At 70.3% G+C, this 17,718-nt stretch carries 15 protein-coding genes; 5 read left to right on the forward strand and 10 right to left on the reverse strand.

All coding sequences use genetic code 11. The features are described 5' to 3' along the window. Positions 1-37 precede the first annotated feature (37 nt). Positions 38-781 (reverse strand): PAQR family membrane homeostasis protein TrhA, encoded by a 744-nt coding sequence (trhA, locus tag ACYVIH_RS13010; RefSeq protein WP_460869876.1) that lies wholly within the window; start codon positions 779-781, stop codon positions 38-40. A gap of 74 nt (positions 782-855) precedes the next feature. Between trhA and ACYVIH_RS13015 the strand changes: the two genes are divergently transcribed. The 3 genes from ACYVIH_RS13015 to ACYVIH_RS13025 all read left to right on the forward strand — a co-directional run bounded on the left by ACYVIH_RS13015 (position 856) and on the right by ACYVIH_RS13025 (position 4,123). Further along, a complete protein-coding gene (locus ACYVIH_RS13015) occupies positions 856-1,632 on the forward strand; it encodes an isoprenyl transferase (protein ID WP_460869877.1) in 777 nt (258 codons plus the stop codon). Between the two features lie 242 nt (positions 1,633-1,874). Then, positions 1,875-3,239, forward strand: coding sequence for a PhoH family protein (locus tag ACYVIH_RS13020; RefSeq protein ID WP_460869878.1), 1,365 nt, complete (start codon positions 1,875-1,877; stop codon positions 3,237-3,239). Between the two features lie 215 nt (positions 3,240-3,454). Beyond that, positions 3,455-4,123 carry an aggregation-promoting factor C-terminal-like domain-containing protein gene (locus ACYVIH_RS13025; protein WP_460869879.1) on the forward strand — a complete coding sequence of 223 codons (669 nt, stop codon included), beginning with the start codon at positions 3,455-3,457 and terminating at the stop codon, positions 4,121-4,123. Positions 4,124-4,127: 4 nt separating this feature from the next. On the opposite strand, the gene ACYVIH_RS13030 is transcribed toward ACYVIH_RS13025, so the two are convergent. The 5 genes from ACYVIH_RS13030 to ACYVIH_RS13050 form a co-directional block, all read right to left on the reverse strand. Beyond that, positions 4,128-5,513, reverse strand: coding sequence for a class II fumarate hydratase (locus ACYVIH_RS13030; RefSeq protein WP_460869880.1), 1,386 nt, complete (start codon positions 5,511-5,513; stop codon positions 4,128-4,130). 44 nt (positions 5,514-5,557) lie between these two features. Continuing rightward, positions 5,558-6,250, reverse strand: coding sequence for a spermidine synthase (locus ACYVIH_RS13035; RefSeq protein ID WP_460869881.1), 693 nt, complete (start codon positions 6,248-6,250; stop codon positions 5,558-5,560). 148 nt (positions 6,251-6,398) lie between these two features. Next, a complete protein-coding gene (locus ACYVIH_RS13040; protein WP_460869882.1) occupies positions 6,399-8,498 on the reverse strand; it encodes an SDR family NAD(P)-dependent oxidoreductase in 2,100 nt (699 codons plus the stop codon). Between the two features lie 58 nt (positions 8,499-8,556). Then, positions 8,557-9,243, reverse strand: coding sequence for a TetR/AcrR family transcriptional regulator (locus ACYVIH_RS13045; protein ID WP_460869883.1), 687 nt, complete (start codon positions 9,241-9,243; stop codon positions 8,557-8,559). 160 nt (positions 9,244-9,403) lie between these two features. After that, entirely contained in the window at positions 9,404-11,116 is a 1,713-nt protein-coding gene (locus tag ACYVIH_RS13050; protein ID WP_460869884.1) for a fumarate hydratase, read from the reverse strand. 37 nt (positions 11,117-11,153) lie between these two features. Between ACYVIH_RS13050 and ACYVIH_RS13055 the strand changes: the two genes are divergently transcribed. Further along, entirely contained in the window at positions 11,154-11,828 is a 675-nt protein-coding gene (locus tag ACYVIH_RS13055) for a DUF1707 SHOCT-like domain-containing protein (RefSeq protein WP_460869885.1), read from the forward strand. Positions 11,829-11,855: 27 nt separating this feature from the next. Here ACYVIH_RS13055 and ACYVIH_RS13060 read toward each other — a convergent pair whose 3' ends face one another. Genes ACYVIH_RS13060 through ACYVIH_RS13075 form a run of 4 tightly spaced genes read right to left on the reverse strand, consistent with a single transcriptional unit; the run spans position 11,856 to position 16,138 of the window. Next, a complete protein-coding gene (locus tag ACYVIH_RS13060; protein WP_460869886.1) occupies positions 11,856-13,022 on the reverse strand; it encodes an ABC transporter ATP-binding protein in 1,167 nt (388 codons plus the stop codon). 3 nt (positions 13,023-13,025) lie between these two features. Continuing rightward, positions 13,026-13,856, reverse strand: coding sequence for a carbohydrate ABC transporter permease (locus ACYVIH_RS13065; RefSeq protein ID WP_460869887.1), 831 nt, complete (start codon positions 13,854-13,856; stop codon positions 13,026-13,028). Then, positions 13,856-14,800, reverse strand: a complete 945-nt coding sequence (locus ACYVIH_RS13070; protein WP_460869888.1) for a carbohydrate ABC transporter permease — start codon at positions 14,798-14,800, stop codon at positions 13,856-13,858. Before ACYVIH_RS13070 ends, ACYVIH_RS13065 begins: the two co-directional genes overlap by 1 nt. 12 nt (positions 14,801-14,812) lie before the next feature. Continuing rightward, positions 14,813-16,138: an extracellular solute-binding protein gene (locus ACYVIH_RS13075; protein WP_460869889.1), complete on the reverse strand. Its 1,326-nt coding sequence runs from the start codon at positions 16,136-16,138 to the stop codon at positions 14,813-14,815. Positions 16,139-16,268: 130 nt separating this feature from the next. On the opposite strand from ACYVIH_RS13075, the gene ACYVIH_RS13080 reads away from it, so the two are divergent. After that, positions 16,269-17,717: a WS/DGAT/MGAT family O-acyltransferase gene (locus ACYVIH_RS13080; protein WP_460869890.1), complete on the forward strand. Its 1,449-nt coding sequence runs from the start codon at positions 16,269-16,271 to the stop codon at positions 17,715-17,717. The last annotated feature ends 1 nt before the right edge of the window (position 17,718 follow it).

Below are 17,718 nucleotides of genomic sequence, written 5' to 3' on the forward strand. Positions count from 1 at the left end.
CCTTGAGCGCGCGTTTTGTCGGTTTCGGCGCAGCGGTCTAGCGCTGGGAGTACGTCGCGATCGAGACGCCGATGTAGTGGGTGACGAACGCCAGGATCGTCAGCGTGTGGAACACCTCGTGGAACCCGAACCACGACGGCGACGGGTTAGGTCGTTTCAGGCCGTACACCACACCGCCGAGGGTGTAGAGCAGCCCGCCGACCACCATCAGCGTCAGCACGGCGGTGCCGGCGTTGGCGACGAAGTCGGCGAAGTAGAAGATCGCGGCCCAGCCCAGCGCGATGTAGATCGGCGTGTAGAGCCAGCGTGGTGCGTGGGTCCAGAAGATCCGGAACAGGATCCCGAGCGCGGCGCCGACCCAGACCATGGTGAGCAGCACGGTGCGGTCGCGGCCCTCGAGCAGGAGCAGCGTGAACGGCGTGTAGCTGCCGGCGATCAGCAGGAAGATGTTCGCGTGGTCGAACCGCCGCAGGAACGCCCAGGTGCGCGGCGACCAGGTGCCGCGGTGGTAGATCGCCGACACCGTGAACAGCACCAGCGCCGAGGCGGCGAAGATCGCCGAGCCGGTGCGGGTCGCGGCGTTGGGGGAGAGCGCGATCAGCACGATCCCGGCGGCGAGGCTCAGCGGAGCGGTCGCGGCGTGCAGCCAGCCGCGCAGCTTCGGCTTGACCTCGGCCAGCATGTCGTGGACCTGGTGGCGCAGGTGCTCGCCGGCCTCCTCGACCCGCTCGGTGGCGGAGCGCGCGGACTCGTGCAGGGACGGGTGCTCGCGGGATGCCATACGCCAACGTTACCGGCCGGTACGCAATCCGGATCAAGCGAATGCGCTCGCCGTCACAGGTACTGTTGGTTGTCGTGGCTGACTGGAAATCGGGGATACGCAGGGTGCTCTACCCGGCGTACGAAGCGCGCCTCGCGCGCCGCCTGCCCGCCGACCGTCTGCCCAAGCACGTCGGGGTCATGCTCGACGGCAACCGGCGGTGGGCCCGGGCCGTCGGCGCCGACGCCGCCCACGGCCATCGCGCAGGCGCTGCGAACATCTCCCCGCTGCTGGAGTGGTGCGAGGAGGTCGGCGTCGAGGTGGTCACCCTGTGGCTGCTGTCCACCGACAACCTCAACCGCCCCGCGGCCGAGCTCGAGTCGCTGCTCGGGATCATCGAGGAGGCCGTGTCCGACCTCGCGGCCGCCCGCCGCTGGCGGCTGAACCCGGTGGGTGCGCTCGACCTGCTGCCCGACGCCACGTCGAGGCGCCTGAAGGAGGCCGCCGACGCCACGCGTGACGTCGACGGGCTGATCGTCAACATCGCGGTCGGGTACGGCGGTCGCCGGGAGATCGCCGACGCCGTCCGCTCGCTGCTGCAGGAGCACGCCTCGCAAGGCACCTCGATCGAGGAGCTCGCCGAGATCATCGACGTCGAGCACATCGCCGAGCACCTCTACACCAAGGGCCAGCCCGACCCCGACCTGGTGATCCGGACCTCCGGCGAGCAGCGGCTCGGTGGCTTCCTGCTCTGGCAGAGCGCGCACAGCGAGTTCTACTTCTGCGAGGCCTACTGGCCCGACTTCCGCCGCGTGGACTTCCTCCGGGCGCTGCGCGCCTACGCCGAGCGGGAGCGCCGGTTCGGCTCCTGAGTTCACGAGCCCTTTACCTCGAGGCCGGGCGTGTCTCCCGTCACAGCCACCCCGGCCGCCGTACCGTCGGGGCAACGGCAGGTGGGGAAGCCGGCCGTTCGGGAGGCCCGATCGTGAGCATTCACGTCCACTGCGACACCGGAGGTCCGCACTCGGGCCTTCGGGCCCGGTCCCGGTCCAACGCGAGAGTCTAGGACCGGGGCGCTGAGTGCGCGCGTCGGTCCTGCTGAGGGGACGTAGCCGTGGCTGCAAGCAAGAGCACCGCTCGCCGCAAGAGCCCGACCAGCCCAGCATCCCGACGCGCGGGCGCCGCACCGGAGGTCAGGACCTACGTCCTCGACACCAGCGTGCTGCTCGCCGACCCGGGCGCCCTGCGGCGCTTCGACGAGCACGAGGTCGTCGTGCCGGTCGTGGTGATCACCGAGCTGGAGGCCAAGCGCGACCATCCCGAGCTCGGCTACTTCGCCCGGGCGGCGCTGCGGATGCTTGACGAGCTGCGGATCCTCCACGGCCGCCTCGACCAGCCGGTGCCCGTCTCCGAGACCGGCGGCACGATCCGCGTCGAGCTGAACCACACCGACCCCGAGTCGCTGCCGTCGGGCTTCCGGCTCGGCGACAACGACACCCGGATCCTCGCGGTCGCCCGCAACCTCGCCAACGAGGGCCATGCGGTCACGCTGGTCTCCAAGGACCTGCCGCTGCGGATCAAGGCATCCGCGGTCGGCCTCGACGCCGAGGAGTACCGCGCCGAGCTCGCCGTCGAGTCCGGCTGGACCGGGATGGCCGAGGTGGAGGTCTCCGGCGCCGAGATCGACGAGCTGTACGACGACGGGGTGATCGACCTCGACGAGGCCCGCGAGCTGCCGTGCCACACCGGGCTGGTGCTGCTCTCCGAGCGCGGCAGCGCGCTCGGGCGGGTCCGCGCCGACAAGCGGGTGCACCTGGTCCGCGGCGACCGGGAGGCGTTCGGCATCCACGGCCGCTCCGCCGAGCAGCGGATCGCCCTGGAGATGCTTCTCGACCCCGAGGTCGGCATCGTCTCCCTCGGCGGCCGCGCCGGCACCGGCAAGTCCGCGATGGCGCTGTGCGCCGGCCTCGAGGCGGTGATGGAGCGTGGCCAGCACAAGAAGGTGGTCGTCTTCCGGCCGCTGTTCGCCGTCGGCGGCCAGGAGCTCGGCTACCTGCCCGGCACGGAGTCGGAGAAGATGTCGCCCTGGGGCCAGGCGGTCTTCGACACCCTCGGTGCGCTCACCTCGCCCGACGTGATCGACGAGGTGCTCGACCGCGGCATGCTCGAGGTGCTGCCGCTGACCCATATCCGCGGCCGGTCCCTGCACGACGCCTACGTGATCGTCGACGAGGCCCAGTCCCTGGAGCGCAACGTGCTGCTCACCGTGCTGTCGCGGATCGGGGCCAACAGCAAGGTCGTGCTCACCCACGACGTCGCCCAGCGTGACAACCTGAGGGTCGGCCGGCACGACGGCGTGGTCGCTGTGGTCGAGCGGCTCAAGGGGCACCCGCTGTTCGCGCACGTGACGCTCACCCGCTCCGAGCGCTCGCCGATCGCGGCGCTGGTGACCGAGATGCTGGAGAACGTCACGTTGTGACCGGAGCCGCTCGGCCGGTCCAGGCCGGTGCCGGGCCCCGGTTTGCCGGTGCCCGGCGCCGGGCAGGATCAGCCTCGGTGAGGCAGGCCTACCCCCGTGACCTGCCTCACCCCATGCCCTGCTAATTTGCCTGGGCCCGGACGATTCGGGCATGGTGAATGGCTCGCACGCCGCTGCGCCGGCGTGCGCTCCCCTGTAGTCGACGTCTGCGAGACATGCCTGTGCGAAATGCCAAGTACGTCCCGAAGCACCGCGCGCCCGAGCCGAAGCGCCGAGGCATCCCTGCCGAGCTGCCGCTGAAGGCGGGCCTGCGGAAGTCGGTGACCTACTCCGGCGTCGCCGTCGCGGCCACCGGCATCGCGGTGTCCGGCGGGGTCGTGGTGAAGGGCAACGCGCCGGCCGACGGCGCGGCTGCGACGATCGCCGCCGCCCAGGCCAAGCGTGACACCGCCGACGTGGACCAGTCCCTGGCCAACCGCGCCGCTGCGGTCTCGCGCTCGGACCGTCGCACGGGCGCCGAGAAGATCGAGACCCTCGACGAGACCGTCGGCGGGGCGGTGACGAAGGTCGAGGACCTCGCCAGCCAGGACCCCCGCGAGATCGCCCGCAGCCTGATGGCGGAGTACGGCCTGCCCGAGTCCGAGTTCGAGTGCCTCGACCTGCTCTGGATCAGCGAGAGCGACTGGGACCCCACCGCCGACAACCCGACGTCCAGCGCCTACGGCATCCCGCAGGCGCTCACCGGCGGCACCCACGACAACCTCCCGGCCGACTACATGACGAACCCGGTCAGCCAGATCCGCTGGGGGCTGTGGTACATCCGCGAGGCCTACGGCAGCGCCTGCTCCGCGTGGGAGTTCAAGCAGGCCAACAACTGGTACTGACCCGCTACGGCCGGGTCATCCGTGCGACGTCGAGCGCCTCGTCGAGCTGCTCCTCGGTCAGGTCGCCGCGATCGACGTACCCCATCTCCAGCACCACCTGCTTGATCGTCTTCTCCTCCGCGAGCGCGGTCTTCGCGACCTTCGCGGCGTTCTCGTAGCCGATGTAGCGGTTCAGCGGCGTCACCACCGAGAGTGAGGACTCCGCGTAGGTGCGCATCCGCTCGACGTTCGCGGTGATCCCGTCGATGGTCCGGTCGGCCAGCACCCGCGTGCTGGTGGCGAGCAACCGGATCGACTCGAGCAGGTTGCGCGCCATCACCGGCATCATCACGTTGAGCTCGAAGCTGCCCGAGGCTCCGGCGGTCGCGACCGTGGCGTCGTTGCCGATCACCTGGGCGCACACCATCAGCGTGGCCTCGGGCAGGACCGGGTTGACCTTGCCCGGCATGATGCTGGAGCCCGGCTGGAGGTCGGGCAGGTTGATCTCGGCCAGCCCCGTGCGCGGGCCCGAGGACATCCAGCGCAGGTCGTTGCAGATCTTGGTGAGGCTGACCGCGACGGTGCGCACCGCGCCCGAGAGCTCGACGAGCGCGTCCCGGGCTCCCTGCGCCTCGAAGTGGTTGCGGGCCTCGGTGAACTCCAGGCCGGTGCGCCGGGACAGCTCCTCGATCACGCGGGGGGCGAACCCCTGGGGCGTGTTGATGCCGGTGCCGACCGCCGTACCTCCCAGCGGCAGCTCGGCGGCGCGGGGGACAGCCGCCTCGAGCCGCTCGATGCCCAGGCGCATCGCGGCGGCGTACCCGGAGAGCTCCTGACCGAGCATCACCGGGGTCGCGTCCATCAGGTGGGTGCGGCCGGCCTTGACGACGTCGGCGAACTCCTCGGCCTTGCGCTCGAGCGTGCCGGCGATGTGGTCTAGCGCCGGCACCAGGTCGCGGGTGGTCGAGGTGACCGCGGCGACGTGGATCGAGGTCGGGAAGGTGTCGTTGCTCGACTGGCTGGCGTTCACGTGGTCGTTGGGGTGCACGTCGCGGCCCAGGCGGCGGGTGGCGAGCGTGGCCAGCACCTCGTTCATGTTCATGTTCGACGAGGTGCCCGACCCGGTCTGGAAGACGTCGACCGGGAAGTGGTCGAGGTGCTCACCGGCGACGATCTCGTCCGCCGAGGCGACGATCGCCTCGGCCATGTCCGGCTCGATCACGCCGAGCTCGGCGTTGACCTTGGCTGCGGCTGCCTTCACCTGCGCGATCGCCTGGATGTGTGCCGGCTCCAGGGTGCTGCCGCTGATCGGGAAGTTCTCCACCGCCCGCTGCGTCTGCGCCCGCCACAGCGCCTCCGCCGGGACCTGGACCTCACCCATGCTGTCGTGCTCGATCCGGAAGTCAGCCATGTCGTCACGCTACCCCCGCGCGGCGCGGGCATGCGTGCGCGTGGTCACTCCTCCCGGCGCCGGGAGAGGTACACCCAGTACTGCTCGTCGCGGCTCTGCAGGGTGACCTCGAACGGCACCGCCACGGCGTTGCCGAACACGCTCTCCATCTCCGCCTGCAGCCGCGGCGACTCCGCGGCCGACCAGATCACGAGTGCACCGCCGTCCCGGAGACAGGCGCGGGTCTGGCGCAGGAAGTCCGCCTGGTAGATCGCCTCGTTGGCGTCGTGGACCAGGAACCCCGGCCCGTTGTCGACGTCGAGCAGGACCAGGTCGTAGGCCTCCGGGGTCGCCTCGGCCATCGCGGTGCGGATGTCGGCGGTCATCACCGTCACCCGCTCGTCGGCGAGGTACGACGGTCCGTGCGGCACGGTGCCGCCGCGCATCCACTGCACGAGCGCGTCCTCGATCTCGACCACGACAAGCCGCTCCACGCGATGGTCGGCCAGCACCTCGTGCATCGTGAACCCGAGCCCCAGGCCGCCGATGACGACGTTGCGCGGGTCCTCGACCTGCCTCAGCGCCGCGCTGGCCAGCCCCTTCTCGCTGCTGGTCTCGAGCGTGTCCATGACGAAGACGCCGTTCACCCGCAGCTCCAGGACGACCGGCGCGTTCGGTCCGGCGTCCGGGTCACGCCGCTCCCGCAGGACGATCTCCCCACGCGGCGACTCGGCCCGCGCGACCTCGGTGTACTTCACGACCGCCATTACCTCATGCGCCCTCGCCCAAACCTGGCCCCGGGCCCGCCGGCAGATTCCCATGTTCACATGAGGATCCGGCACTGGGCACGGGTTGCGCCCCATGCCAGGTTCCGGTTTCCCATGTTCACATGGGAATTGTCCGCGCTCAGCGCTGCTGGTGGCGGCGAACCAGCCCGGCGGCGAGGGGCGCGTCGGCGAAGTCGCCGGCCTGCACCCGGGCGGCGACGGTACGGCGGACAACCCGGTCGGCGAGCCGGGGGAGATGCCGTCCGACGGCCATCTCGAGCCGGCCGCGGGGCGTGGTGGCCACATCCCGCGGTGGCTTCGCGGCGGTCAGTGCCCGCTCGACGGCGTCGACGACCCCCTCGAGCGGCTCGGGACGGGACACCTTGTCCAGCGACAGGCCGGCCTGCCGGGTGCTGTCGTGGATCGGGCTCGCCACCATGCTCGGGTAGACGGTGGTCACCGCGACGTGCGTGCCGACCTCGAGGCGCAGGGCGTCGGCATACGCCGCGAGCGCCCGCTTGGAGACGCCGTACGCAGCAGCCAGCGGCAGCGGGAGCAGCGCCATCCGGGAGGCGATGAACACGACCTGACCTCGCGCGCGCACCAGGTGCGGCATCGCCGCGGCGGTGACCCGCCAGGCGCCGAGCAGGTTCAGCTCGATCTGGGCGTGGACCTCCTCGCCTGGGGACAGCTCGGCCGGAGCGGGTCCGCCGCGTCCGGCGTTGTTGACGAGCACGTCGATCCCGCCGAGGAGCTCGACGGCCTTGGCGACCGCGCTCTCGACCGAGGCGTCGTCGGTGAGGTCGCACGCGACGACCGGGGAGGCCACGTCGGTGGGCACGACCACGTCGAGCCCGACCACCTCGGCCCCGGCGGCGCGGAACCGCTCGGTCATCGCCCTGCCGAACGTGCCCGCCGCGCCGGTGACCACGATCCGCCGGCCGGCCAGTGCGCGTGGTGCGGAGGCGAGCTCGCGGCGCATCTGCGGCAGGTAGGTGTCGATGTCGATGCGCATGTGCGGGCGCCGGTGGCCCCAGCGCTCGCGTGCGGCGTCGAGCTCTGCCGAGGCGTCGGCGCGCATCGTGTCGGCGTCGGGCAGCCGGTAGTCGCCGGTGACGTGGGCGGCCACGAGCCTGCCCTGGGCCTCGACCACGGGCAGCGCGGAGCCGGTGGACTGCATCAGCCCGACGAAGCTGAGCGTGGGGTCGTCGACCGGGAAGACGTGGCGGTAGAGCAGCAGGCTGGTCGGGTCGGCGCCCACCGTCGGCTCCAGGAACGGCACCTCGGCGCGGTAGCCGGTGCACCAGATCACGTGGTCGACCTCGTCGGAGGTGCCGTCGGTGAAGTGCACGCGCCGGCCGTCGAAGCGCTCGATGCCGGCGCGGGCCAGGATCCGGCCCTCGGCGACGAGCCGGGGGACCGAGTCGCTCAGGGTCGGGTGGTCCTGGAGCACCCCCTGTGCGGGCGGCGGGAGTGACGGGCCCTGGGCCTTCGGGCCGGCCAGGCGGAGCACGCTCTGGGAGACGGTCTGGCGCAGCTTCCACGGCAGCAGCGCGGCGAGTGCGCCGTTGAGCTGGTCCGACGGCCGGCCGAGGAGGTACTTCGGCAGCACCCACACCCCGCGGCGCGCGGAGAGCAGCACGGCCGCGGCATGCTCGGTCAGCTCGGTGGCGATGTCCATCGCGGAGTTGCCCGTGCCCACGACGAGCACCCTCTGCCCGGCGTACTCCTGGGGCCGGACGTAGGAGTGCGCGTGGCTCTCGGTGCCGGCGAAGTCGCCCGGGTAGGGCGGCTCCGGGAAGCGCGGCTCGTGGTTGTGGCCGTTGGCGACGACGAGGTGGTCGAACTGCTCGACACGCCGGCCGTCGGGTCCGGAGGTCTCGACCTGCCAGCCGCCGTCCGCCTTGCGTGCCGAGAGGACCGTGGTCCGAAGGCGGTAGCGCTCGGTGACTCCGAACCGGTCGGCGTAGCCGTGGAGGTACTCCAGCATCTGGGCCCGGGTGGGGTAGTCGGGCCAGTCCGCCGGCATCGGGTGGTCGGAGAACTCGGTGCGGGGCTTGCTGGTGTTCAGGCGCAGGCCTTCGTAGGCCGGGGAGTCCTCGGCCAGCCGCCACAGGCCCCCGAGCTCGCCGGCCTGCTCGATGCCCACCGCGTCGACGCCGACCTCGACGAGCCCCTTCATCGCCGCGATCCCCGCCGCGCCGCCACCGACGACGACCACCCTGATGCTGTGCCCCACGACTGCCCCTTCGTTAATCCAGCGAGTGATGGATATTAGCGGGGCGGAGGCGGGCGTGTCACCGACCTTCGTCGGGCGCGTAGAGCCGGTCGACGAAGCGGTGGGCGAAGGCGCGGAACTCCCGGCCCTCCCGTGCGGCAGCGGCGGTGGTGTGCGGCCCCGACGCAACCCGCGCGGTGACGTGGCCGTGTGCGGCCCACACCAGGCTGCGGACGGTGATGTGCGGGGTGGGCTCGGCGACCAGGCCGCGGGTGCAGGCGTCGATCAGGGCCTGCTCGACGCGGTGGTAGATCGGCAGGGAGTACGCCGCGTCCAGCGGCTCCTGCTGGGCCGGGTCCAGCCAGCGCCGCAGCCACAGGAAGGTCGTGCTCGGCCGGTCCTCCAGGAACTCCACGAACGCCTCGACGAGCTGGTGCATCGCCGCCAGGAAGTCCGCTGCCGAGCCGGTGCGCGCCGCGTCGCCGAGCGCCTCCACCGACGGCTCGAGGTGGTCCCGCTCGGCCTCGAAGACACACCGGAAGCAGGCGTCGTAGAGCTGGGCCTTGGTCGGGTAGTGGTGGTGCACGCTCGAGACGTCGATCCCGACCGCCTCGGCGATGGCGCGCATGCTGACCCCCTCGTGCCCGTGTTCGGCGAACAGCCGGGTGGCGTGCTCGAGGATCACCGTGCTGGTCGGCGGGCCGGCGTGGTCGCGCGGCGGCCGGCCGCGACGCCGGCGTCCCGAGTGCGAGGCGGTGTCAGGCATGCCGGCCAGTCTCGTCGTACCTCGGCCGCCCGCGCAATCCAGCAGACCCCGGATTCGTCCGGCGTCGCCGTCGTGGGTGTCTTCCCCAGCGCAGTCGACGCATCACCCGCGTCATGCCGCGTGTTTTGCGTCCATAACCCCGCGTTACTTGGGTGGCGGGTCAGACCTTCTCGGCGGAGCGGACCCGGATCCCCGACAGCGGGACGGTGGTCTGGCCGGCCGGGTCGGCGAAGAAGTCGTTGCCCTTGTCGTCGACCACGATGAACGCCGGGAAGTCCTCGACCTCGATCTTCCAGACCGCCTCCATGCCGAGCTCGGGGTACTCCAGCACCTCCACCGAGCGGATGCAGTCCTGCGCGAGCCGGGCGGCGGGGCCGCCGATCGAGCCGAGGTAGAAGCCGCCGTGCGTCTCGCAGGCCCGGGTGACCTGCGCGGAGCGGTTGCCCTTGGCGAGCATCACCATCGAGCCGCCCGCAGCCTGGAACTGGTCGACGTAGGAGTCCATCCGGCCTGCTGTCGTCGGCCCGAACGAGCCGGACGCGTAGCCCTCGGGGGTCTTCGCGGGGCCGGCGTAGTAGACCGCGTGGTCCTTCAGGTACTGCGGCATCGGCTCGCCGGCGTCGAGGCGCTCCTTGATCTTGGCGTGCGCGATGTCGCGGGCCACCACGAGCGGGCCGGTCAGCGACAGCCGGGTCTTGACCGGGTACTTCGACAGCTCGCTGCGGATCTCGGCCATCGGCCGGTTGAGGTCGATGCGCACCACGTCGTCGGACAGCTTCTCGTCGGTGGTGTCCGGGAGGTACTTCGCCGGGTCGCGCTCGAGCTCCTCGAGGAAGACGCCCTCGGCGGTGATCTTGCCGAGCGCCTGCCGGTCGGCCGAGCAGGACACCGCGATCGCGACCGGACAGGACGCGCCGTGTCGGGGGAGCCGCACGACGCGGACGTCGTGGCAGAAGTACTTCCCGCCGAACTGCGCACCGATCCCGAAGGACTGGGTCAGCTTGAAGACCTCCTCCTCCAGCTCCAGGTCCCGGAAGCCGTGCGCGCTCATGTCGCCGGAGGTCGGCAGGTGGTCGAGGTAATGCGCCGAGGCGTACTTCGCGGTCTTCAGCGCGAACTCCGCCGAGGTGCCGCCCACCACGATCGCGAGGTGGTACGGCGGGCACGCGGCCGTGCCGAGCGAGCGGATCTTCTCGTCGAGGAACTCCAGCATCCGCTTGGGGTTCAAGACGGCCTTCGTCTCCTGGAACAGGAATGACTTGTTCGCCGAGCCGCCGCCCTTGGCCATGAACAGGAACTTGTAAGAGGGTGTCGCCTGGCTTGCGCCCCCTGTCGTAGCCGTGTCATACGGGGTGGCGTAGAGCTCGATCTGCGCCGGCAGGTTGGTGCCGGTGTTCTTCTCCTCCCACATCGTCAGCGGCGCGAGCTGGGAGTAGCGCAGGTTCAGCTTCGTGTAGGCGTCGTACACGCCACGGCTGATCCACTCGGCGTCGTCGGCGCCGGTGAGCACGCCCTCGGACTTCTTCCCCATCACGATCGCGGTGCCGGTGTCCTGGCACATCGGCAGCACGCCGCCGGCGGAGATGTTGACGTTCTTCAGAAGGTCGAGGGCGACGAAGCGGTCGTTGCCCGAGGCCTCCGGGTCGTCGATGATCCGGCGCAGCTGCGCCAGGTGCGCCGGGCGCAGGTAGTGCGCGATGTCGTGCATCGCCTCGGCGGTGAGCAGCCGGAGCGCCTCCGGGTCGACCTTGAGGAACGTGCGGCCGTCGACCTCGACGGTGCTGACCCCCTCGGTGGTCAGCAGCCGGTACGGCGTCGGGTCGGCGCCGAGGGGGAGGAGGTCGGAGTAGCGGAACTCGGGATCGTTGCTCACGACCCCTGAGGGTAATCCAGCCGGTTAGGCTGGCCGCATGGAGGGACGCCCCTACGAGATGGACAGACCCGACCCGGCCAGGCTGCGGATCTCCGACGAGGACCGGCGCCAGGTCGCGGAGGTGCTGCGGCATGCCGCGGGGGAGGGCCGGATCGACCTCGAGGAGCTCGACGAGCGGCTCGAGGCGACGTACAAGGCCAAGACCTACGGCGAGCTGGTCCCGATCACCGCCGACCTCCCGGCGCGTACGACGGGCACCTTGCCCGTCCCGCCCGCGACACCGCCGGCCGTGCCACCCGCCGCGGCGCACCCGATGGTCCCGGTGGCCACCTACAGCAACTCGCTGTCCTTCATGGGCGACTGCACCCGGCGCGGGGTGTGGCGGGTGCCCGCCCAGCACACCGCGTTCGCGATGATGGGCGGGATCACCATCGACCTGCGCGAGGCGGTCTTCGAAGCGCGCGAGATCACCGTCAACGCCTACGCGATCATGGCCGGGATCGAGATCGTCGTGAACGCCCACACCCAGGTCATCGTCGAGGGGATCGGGATCATGGGCGCCTTCGAGCAGGCTCGCGACAAGGTGGCCCCGGTGATCGACGCGACCTCGCCCGTCGTCCGTGTCACCGGGTTCGCGCTGATGGCCGGAGTGGACGTGGTGCGCAAGCCGATGCCGGGCGAGAAGAAGAAGGCGATCGGCCGGTCCCGCTGAGCTGCGGAACCGGCCGACCTGTCGGGCTCAGATGCCAGCGGTGAGGTTGTCCCCGGTCTCCGGGTCGAACAGGTGCATCTTGGTGGAGTCGACGTAGATCTCGGCCTCGTCGCCCTCCTTGATCTCGCTGGCGGAGTCCAGCGACACGACCAGCTGGGTCCGCATGGTCTCGCCGTCGAGGTCCTTCTCGAGCTGGCTCAGCTGCTGCTGCACCTGCGGCGGCGCCTCGAACGGGATGTAGGCGTAGGCCTCGTCGCCGAGCCACTCCACCACGTCGACGGTGGCGCGGAAGGTCGACCCCTCCGCCCGCTTGGACTCCTCCACGACCGAGGCGTCGTCGAAGTACTCCGGCCGGATGCCGGCGATCAACAGGTCCTTGCCCTTCGCCTTCTCCGCCTTCTCGTGCGGGATCTTGACCGTGCCGAACGGCAGCTCGACCTCGTCGCCCTTGACCGTTGCGGGCAGGAAGTTCATCGGCGGGGAGCCGATGAAGCCGGCGACGAACAGGTTGACCGGGTGCTCGTAGAGCTCGCGAGGCGTCGCCAGCTGCTGGAGGATCCCGCGCTTGAGGACGGCGACCCGGTCCCCGAGCGTCATCGCCTCGGTCTGGTCGTGGGTGACGTAGACCGTGGTGATGCCCAGACGCTTCTGCAGCCGGGAGATCTCGGTGCGCATCTGGCCGCGCAGCTTGGCGTCGAGGTTCGACAGCGGCTCGTCGAACAGGAACGCCTGCGCGTCGCGGACGATGGCTCGGCCCATCGCGACCCGCTGCCGCTGGCCACCCGACAGGTTGCCGGGCTTGCGCTCGAGGTGCTCGTCGAGCTCGAGGGTCTTGCTGGCCTCGCGGACCTTCTTGTCGATCTCCTCGTCGCTGAACTGCTTGGACAGCCGCAGCGGGAAGGCGATGTTCTCGTAGACCGTGAGGTGGGGGTAGAGCGCGTAGTTCTGGAACACCATCGCGAGGTTGCGGTCGCGCGGAGGCTTGTCGTTGACCCGGTCCCCGCCGATGATCATGTCGCCGGAGGTGATGTCCTCCAGGCCGACGATCATCCGCAGCAGCGTGGACTTCCCGCAGCCGGACGGGCCGACCAGGATCATGAACTCGCCGTCCTGGACGTCGATGCTCACGTCGTTGACGGCGGGGAAGCCGTCGCCGTACTGCTTGACGATGTTCTTCATCTCGATGGCAGCCATGGTCTAACCCTTCACTGCGCCGCTGGTCAGACCGGCGACGATCTTTCGCTGGAAAAGAAGCACGATGATGATGATCGGGACGGTCACCACGACGGCCGCGGCCGACAGCGTCGACGTGGGCGGGTTGAACTGGTCGGGGCCGACGAAGAACGCGAGCGCCGCGGGCACCGGTCGGGCAGCGGTCGTGGAGGTCAGCGAGATCCCGAAGACGAAGTCGTTCCAGGCGAAGAAGAACGTCAGGATCGCCGCGGTGAAGACGCCCGGGGCGGCGAGCGGCACGATCACCTTGCGGAACGCCTGCCAGGGGGTCGCGCCGTCGACCTGGGCGGCCTGCTCCATCTCCCAGGGGATCTCCCGGAAGAACGCGGTCAGCGTCCAGATCGCCAGCGGGAGGGTGAACGACATGTACGGGATGATCAGCCCGAGCCAGGTGTCGTAGAGCCCGATCACCCGCCACATGTCGAACAGCGGGCCGACCAGCGACACGACCGGGAACATCGCGATCGCCAGTGCGATGGAGAGCACCACCCGCTTGCCCTTGAACTCCAGCCGGGCCACGGCGTAGGCCGTCAGCGTCGCGATGATCACCGACAGCACGGTGGCGATCAGCGAGATCCCGAACGAGTTGAGCAGGGCCCGCTGGAACAGGTCGTCCTGCAGGACCGAGGAGTAGTTGTCCCAGGTCCAGTCCTTCGGAAGGAACTGCGGGCTGCCCGCGGCGGTCTCGGCCTCCGGCTTGAACGACAGCATCACGATCCACACGACCGGCAGCAGGCACCACACCAGGATCGCGATCATCCCGATCACGGTGCTCGGTCCGAGCTTCGCGCGCATCAGCCTTCCCCCCTCGCCGAGGCCAGGTCGACCTTGAACAGCTTCACCAGCAGGAACGCGATCAGGAGCACCGAGAGGAACAGCAGCACCGACAGTGCCGAGCCCATCCCCAGCTCGAACTGCTCGATGATCTGGCGGTAGGTCAGGAACGACACCGACTCGGTGTCCTGGGCCCCGCGGGTCATCACGAAGATGTTGTCGAAGATCCGGAACGCGTCGAGCGCCCGGAAGAGCACCGCGACCATGATGGCCGCGCGCATGTTGGGCAGGATCACCTTCCACAGCCGTTGCCACCAGGTGGCGCCGTCGACCTTGGCGGCCTCGATGGTGTCCTCCGAGACCTGGGCCAGGCCGGCGAGCAGGAGCAGGGACATGAACGGCGTGGTCTTCCAGATCTCGGAGACCATGATCGCGATCATCGCCGGCCACTTGTCGCCGAACCAGTTGAAGTCGTCGCCGACGAAGGGCAGCCAGCCGTTGACGAACCCGTTGTTCAGCGAGAACGCGAACTGCCAGGCGAACGCCGAGACCACGGTGATGATCCCGTAGGGGATCAGGATCGAGGTCCGGATCAGGCCCCGGGCGAACACGACCCGGTGCATCACCATCGCGAACGCGAAGCCGATCACCAGCTCGACGGACACGGTGAGCACCATGATCACGACCGTGTTGAACACGTCGCCCCACCACAGCGGGTCGGTGAGCACCGTCCAGTAGTTGTTGAACCAGACGAACTCCCGGTCGTCGGGTGCCGAGAGCCGGTACTTGAACAGCGACAGGTAGAGCGCCTGAAGCATGGGGTAGGCCGTGACCAGCAGCATCATGACCACTGCCGGGGCCACGAGCTTGAGCCCGAGTCGGTTCTCCGCGCGAGATCTGTCGGAGGCGGATTTCTTGGCCTTGGCGGCCACCGCGGGGGTCGCGGTCGTTGCACCTGTGCTCATGTCGTCACCTCCTTAGACGAGCTCGTCGCCATCGAGAACCTTCTCCAGGAAGGGGCCGGACTCGGCGGGGGTCTCCGGGGTCACCGAGTCCTGCGGGTGCCACTCCTTGAGCATCGCGTTGACGATCGTCGACCAGTACTGCGTCGCGGGGCGGGGGCCGCCCTCGTCGACGCTCTGGCGGAACAGGTCGAGCACCTCGGGCGGGTACAGGTCCTGCAGGTCGGCGTCGTCGTAGGCCTCCTCGGCGGTGGGCATGCCACCGGTCTCCGTGGCGTAGATGACCTGGTTCTCGGTGCTGGTGATGCACTTCGCGGCCTCGACCGCCTGGTCCTTGTGGTCGGTGAAGGCGCCGACGCCGATGTTGATCCCGCCGGTCGGGGGCTTGGACTCCTCGCCCTCCACGGTCCGCGGGTAGCGGGCCCAGCCCAGGTCTCCCTCGAGCGCCTCGGCGTAGTTGAGGTAGATGTAGGTCCAGTTGACCATGAACCCGCCGTCGTCCCCGCTGAAGCTGGACTCGGCGGTGCCCTCGTTGGAGACCGGCAGGTCCGCGTCCGCGGCCTCGGACCCGGCGAGGCGCTGCACGATCTCGGCGGCCTTCACACCGGCCTCGGAGTCCAGGCCGACCGCCATGTCCTCGCCCTTCTCGAGGTCGGTGACGATCGCGCCGCCGGCGCCCTGGATCAGGGCGTTGAGCCAGACGACATAGCCTTCGTACTTGTTGCCCTGGACGCTGACCTTCGTGCCGGTCTCCTCGGCGGCGTCGATGACCTGGTCCCAGGTGACCGGCTCGCTCATGTCGAGCCCGGCCTCCTCGGCGACGGACCGGCGGAACCACAGCAGCTGGGTGTTGGCCCACTGCGGCGCGACCACCAGCTCGCCCTTCCAGCTCGCTCCCTCGACGGCGCCCGCCAGCTTGCCCTGGGACAGCTCCTGCTGGTCTGCCTTGCTGAACTCGGCCAGGTAGCCGGCCTCGGAGAACTCCGCGGTGAACACCGGGTCGAGGCTCATCAGGTCGATCGAGTCGTCGTTGGCGGCCAGGCGGCGCATCAGCTGGATGCGTTGCTCGGTGGCCGCTGTGGGCAGCTGCTCGAGCTCGATGGTGTACTCGTCGGTGCTGCACCGCTCGGCGATGCCCGCGAGCCCGAAGGCGCCCTCGAAGTCCTCCGGCGGGGTCGGGTCGGGGTTGATGTACCAGGTCAGGACCGGCTTGTCGGAGCTCTCCCCGCAACCGGCGAGCACGGACGCCAGCGCCAGCACGGCGGCCCCGGCCACGAGCCCCCGGCGACGCCCCCTTCGTCGTCCCTCGGACCTCTCCGCAGGGCCGCTGCGTGATGCCATGGATGCGCCTCCCGCCTGTGGTGTGCCTCACATCCTGCCCTGGATGAGAGGAAGCGCAACCTCCCTTACCCGGCCGTGACCTGGGCAAACGGCCCTGGTCCGCGCCGGGGCCAGCCGCAAGACTGGGGGCATGCGCCAGCTCACCTCGCTCGACGTCCAGTTCCTCAACGTGGAGTCGCCGACCACGGTCGCGCACGTCGGGAGCCTGATCCTGGTCGACCCCTCGACGGCCCCCGGCGGCCGGTGGGGCCTGGAGCAGGTGCGCGCGGTGCTCGAACCGCGGCTGCACCTGGTGCCGGCCCTGCGCCAGCGCCTGGTGGAGGTGCCGCTCGGCCTGGGCCGGCCCTACTGGGCCGACGACCCTCACTTCGACATCGAGTTCCACCTCCGGGAGATCGCGCTGCCCGCACCGGGCTCGCGCGAGCAGCTCGGGGAGCAGGTCGCCCGGATCCACGCCCGGCCGCTGGACCGGACCCGGCCGATGTGGGAGGCCTACGTGATCCACGGCCTCGAGGACGGCCGGGCGGCGTACTACACGAAGGTCCACCACGCGGCGATCGACGGCGTCTCCGGCGAGGAGATCCTCGAGACGATCATGGACGTCGAGCCGGACCCGGAGTACGACGGTCCGCCCGACGTCGCCGAGCCGGGCCGGCTGCCGTCCACCCTGGACCTGATGCGCCGCGGGGTCGCCGCGGCCGCGACCAACCCGGTCGAGCTGCTGCGCACGGTGCCGAGGTCACTGGGCTTCGTCGACGAGCTCCCGGGTGCGTCGAACTTCCCCGGGGTCGGCCTGCTCAGCTCCGCGGCCGGCGCGGTGAGCCGGATGCTCGGGGCGGGCGAGCGGGCCGGGCACCGGTCGTTGCGCGCGCCGCGCACCCCGTTCAACGGGCACATCACCCCCCACCGCCGGTTCGCGTTCGGGTCGGTGTCCCTCGAGGACGTCAAGCGGGTCAAGAACCACTTCGACATGACCGTCAACGACGTGGTCATGACGCTCACCGCCTCGGCGCTGCGCCGGTGGCTGCTCGACCACGACGCGCTGCCCGCGACACCGCTGGTGGCCGCCGTACCCGTCTCGGTGCGGAGCCCCGAGGCGGCCGGTGTGCAGGGCAACGAGGTCTCGGTGATGACCGCGGAGCTGGCGACCCACCTGCGTGACCCGCGGGACCGGCTGGAGTTCATGCGTGAGTCGATGCGCGAGGCGAAGCGGCACTTCCAGGCGGTGCCGACCACCTTCCTCGAGGACCTCTCCCACGTCCTGCCCAACGCGCTGTCCGGCGCGCCCGCCCGGGCGCTGTTCCACCTGGCGACCGTGCCGGGGGTGCTGTTCAACCTGTTCGTGAGCAACGTGCCCGGCCCCCAGCTGCCGCTCTACATCGCCGGGGCCAGGGTGGAGGGGATCTACCCCGCCTCAGCGGTCACCGACTTCACCGGCGGGCTGAACATCACGCTGTTCTCCTACGACGGCAGCCTCGACTTCGGCCTGATCGCGTGCCGGGAGATGATCCCCGACCTGTGGCACCTGATCGGCTACCTGGACGACGCGATGGCCGAGCTGGTGGCGCTGACCGACTAGC

It is taken from the genome of Nocardioides pakistanensis (genome assembly GCF_054781215.1).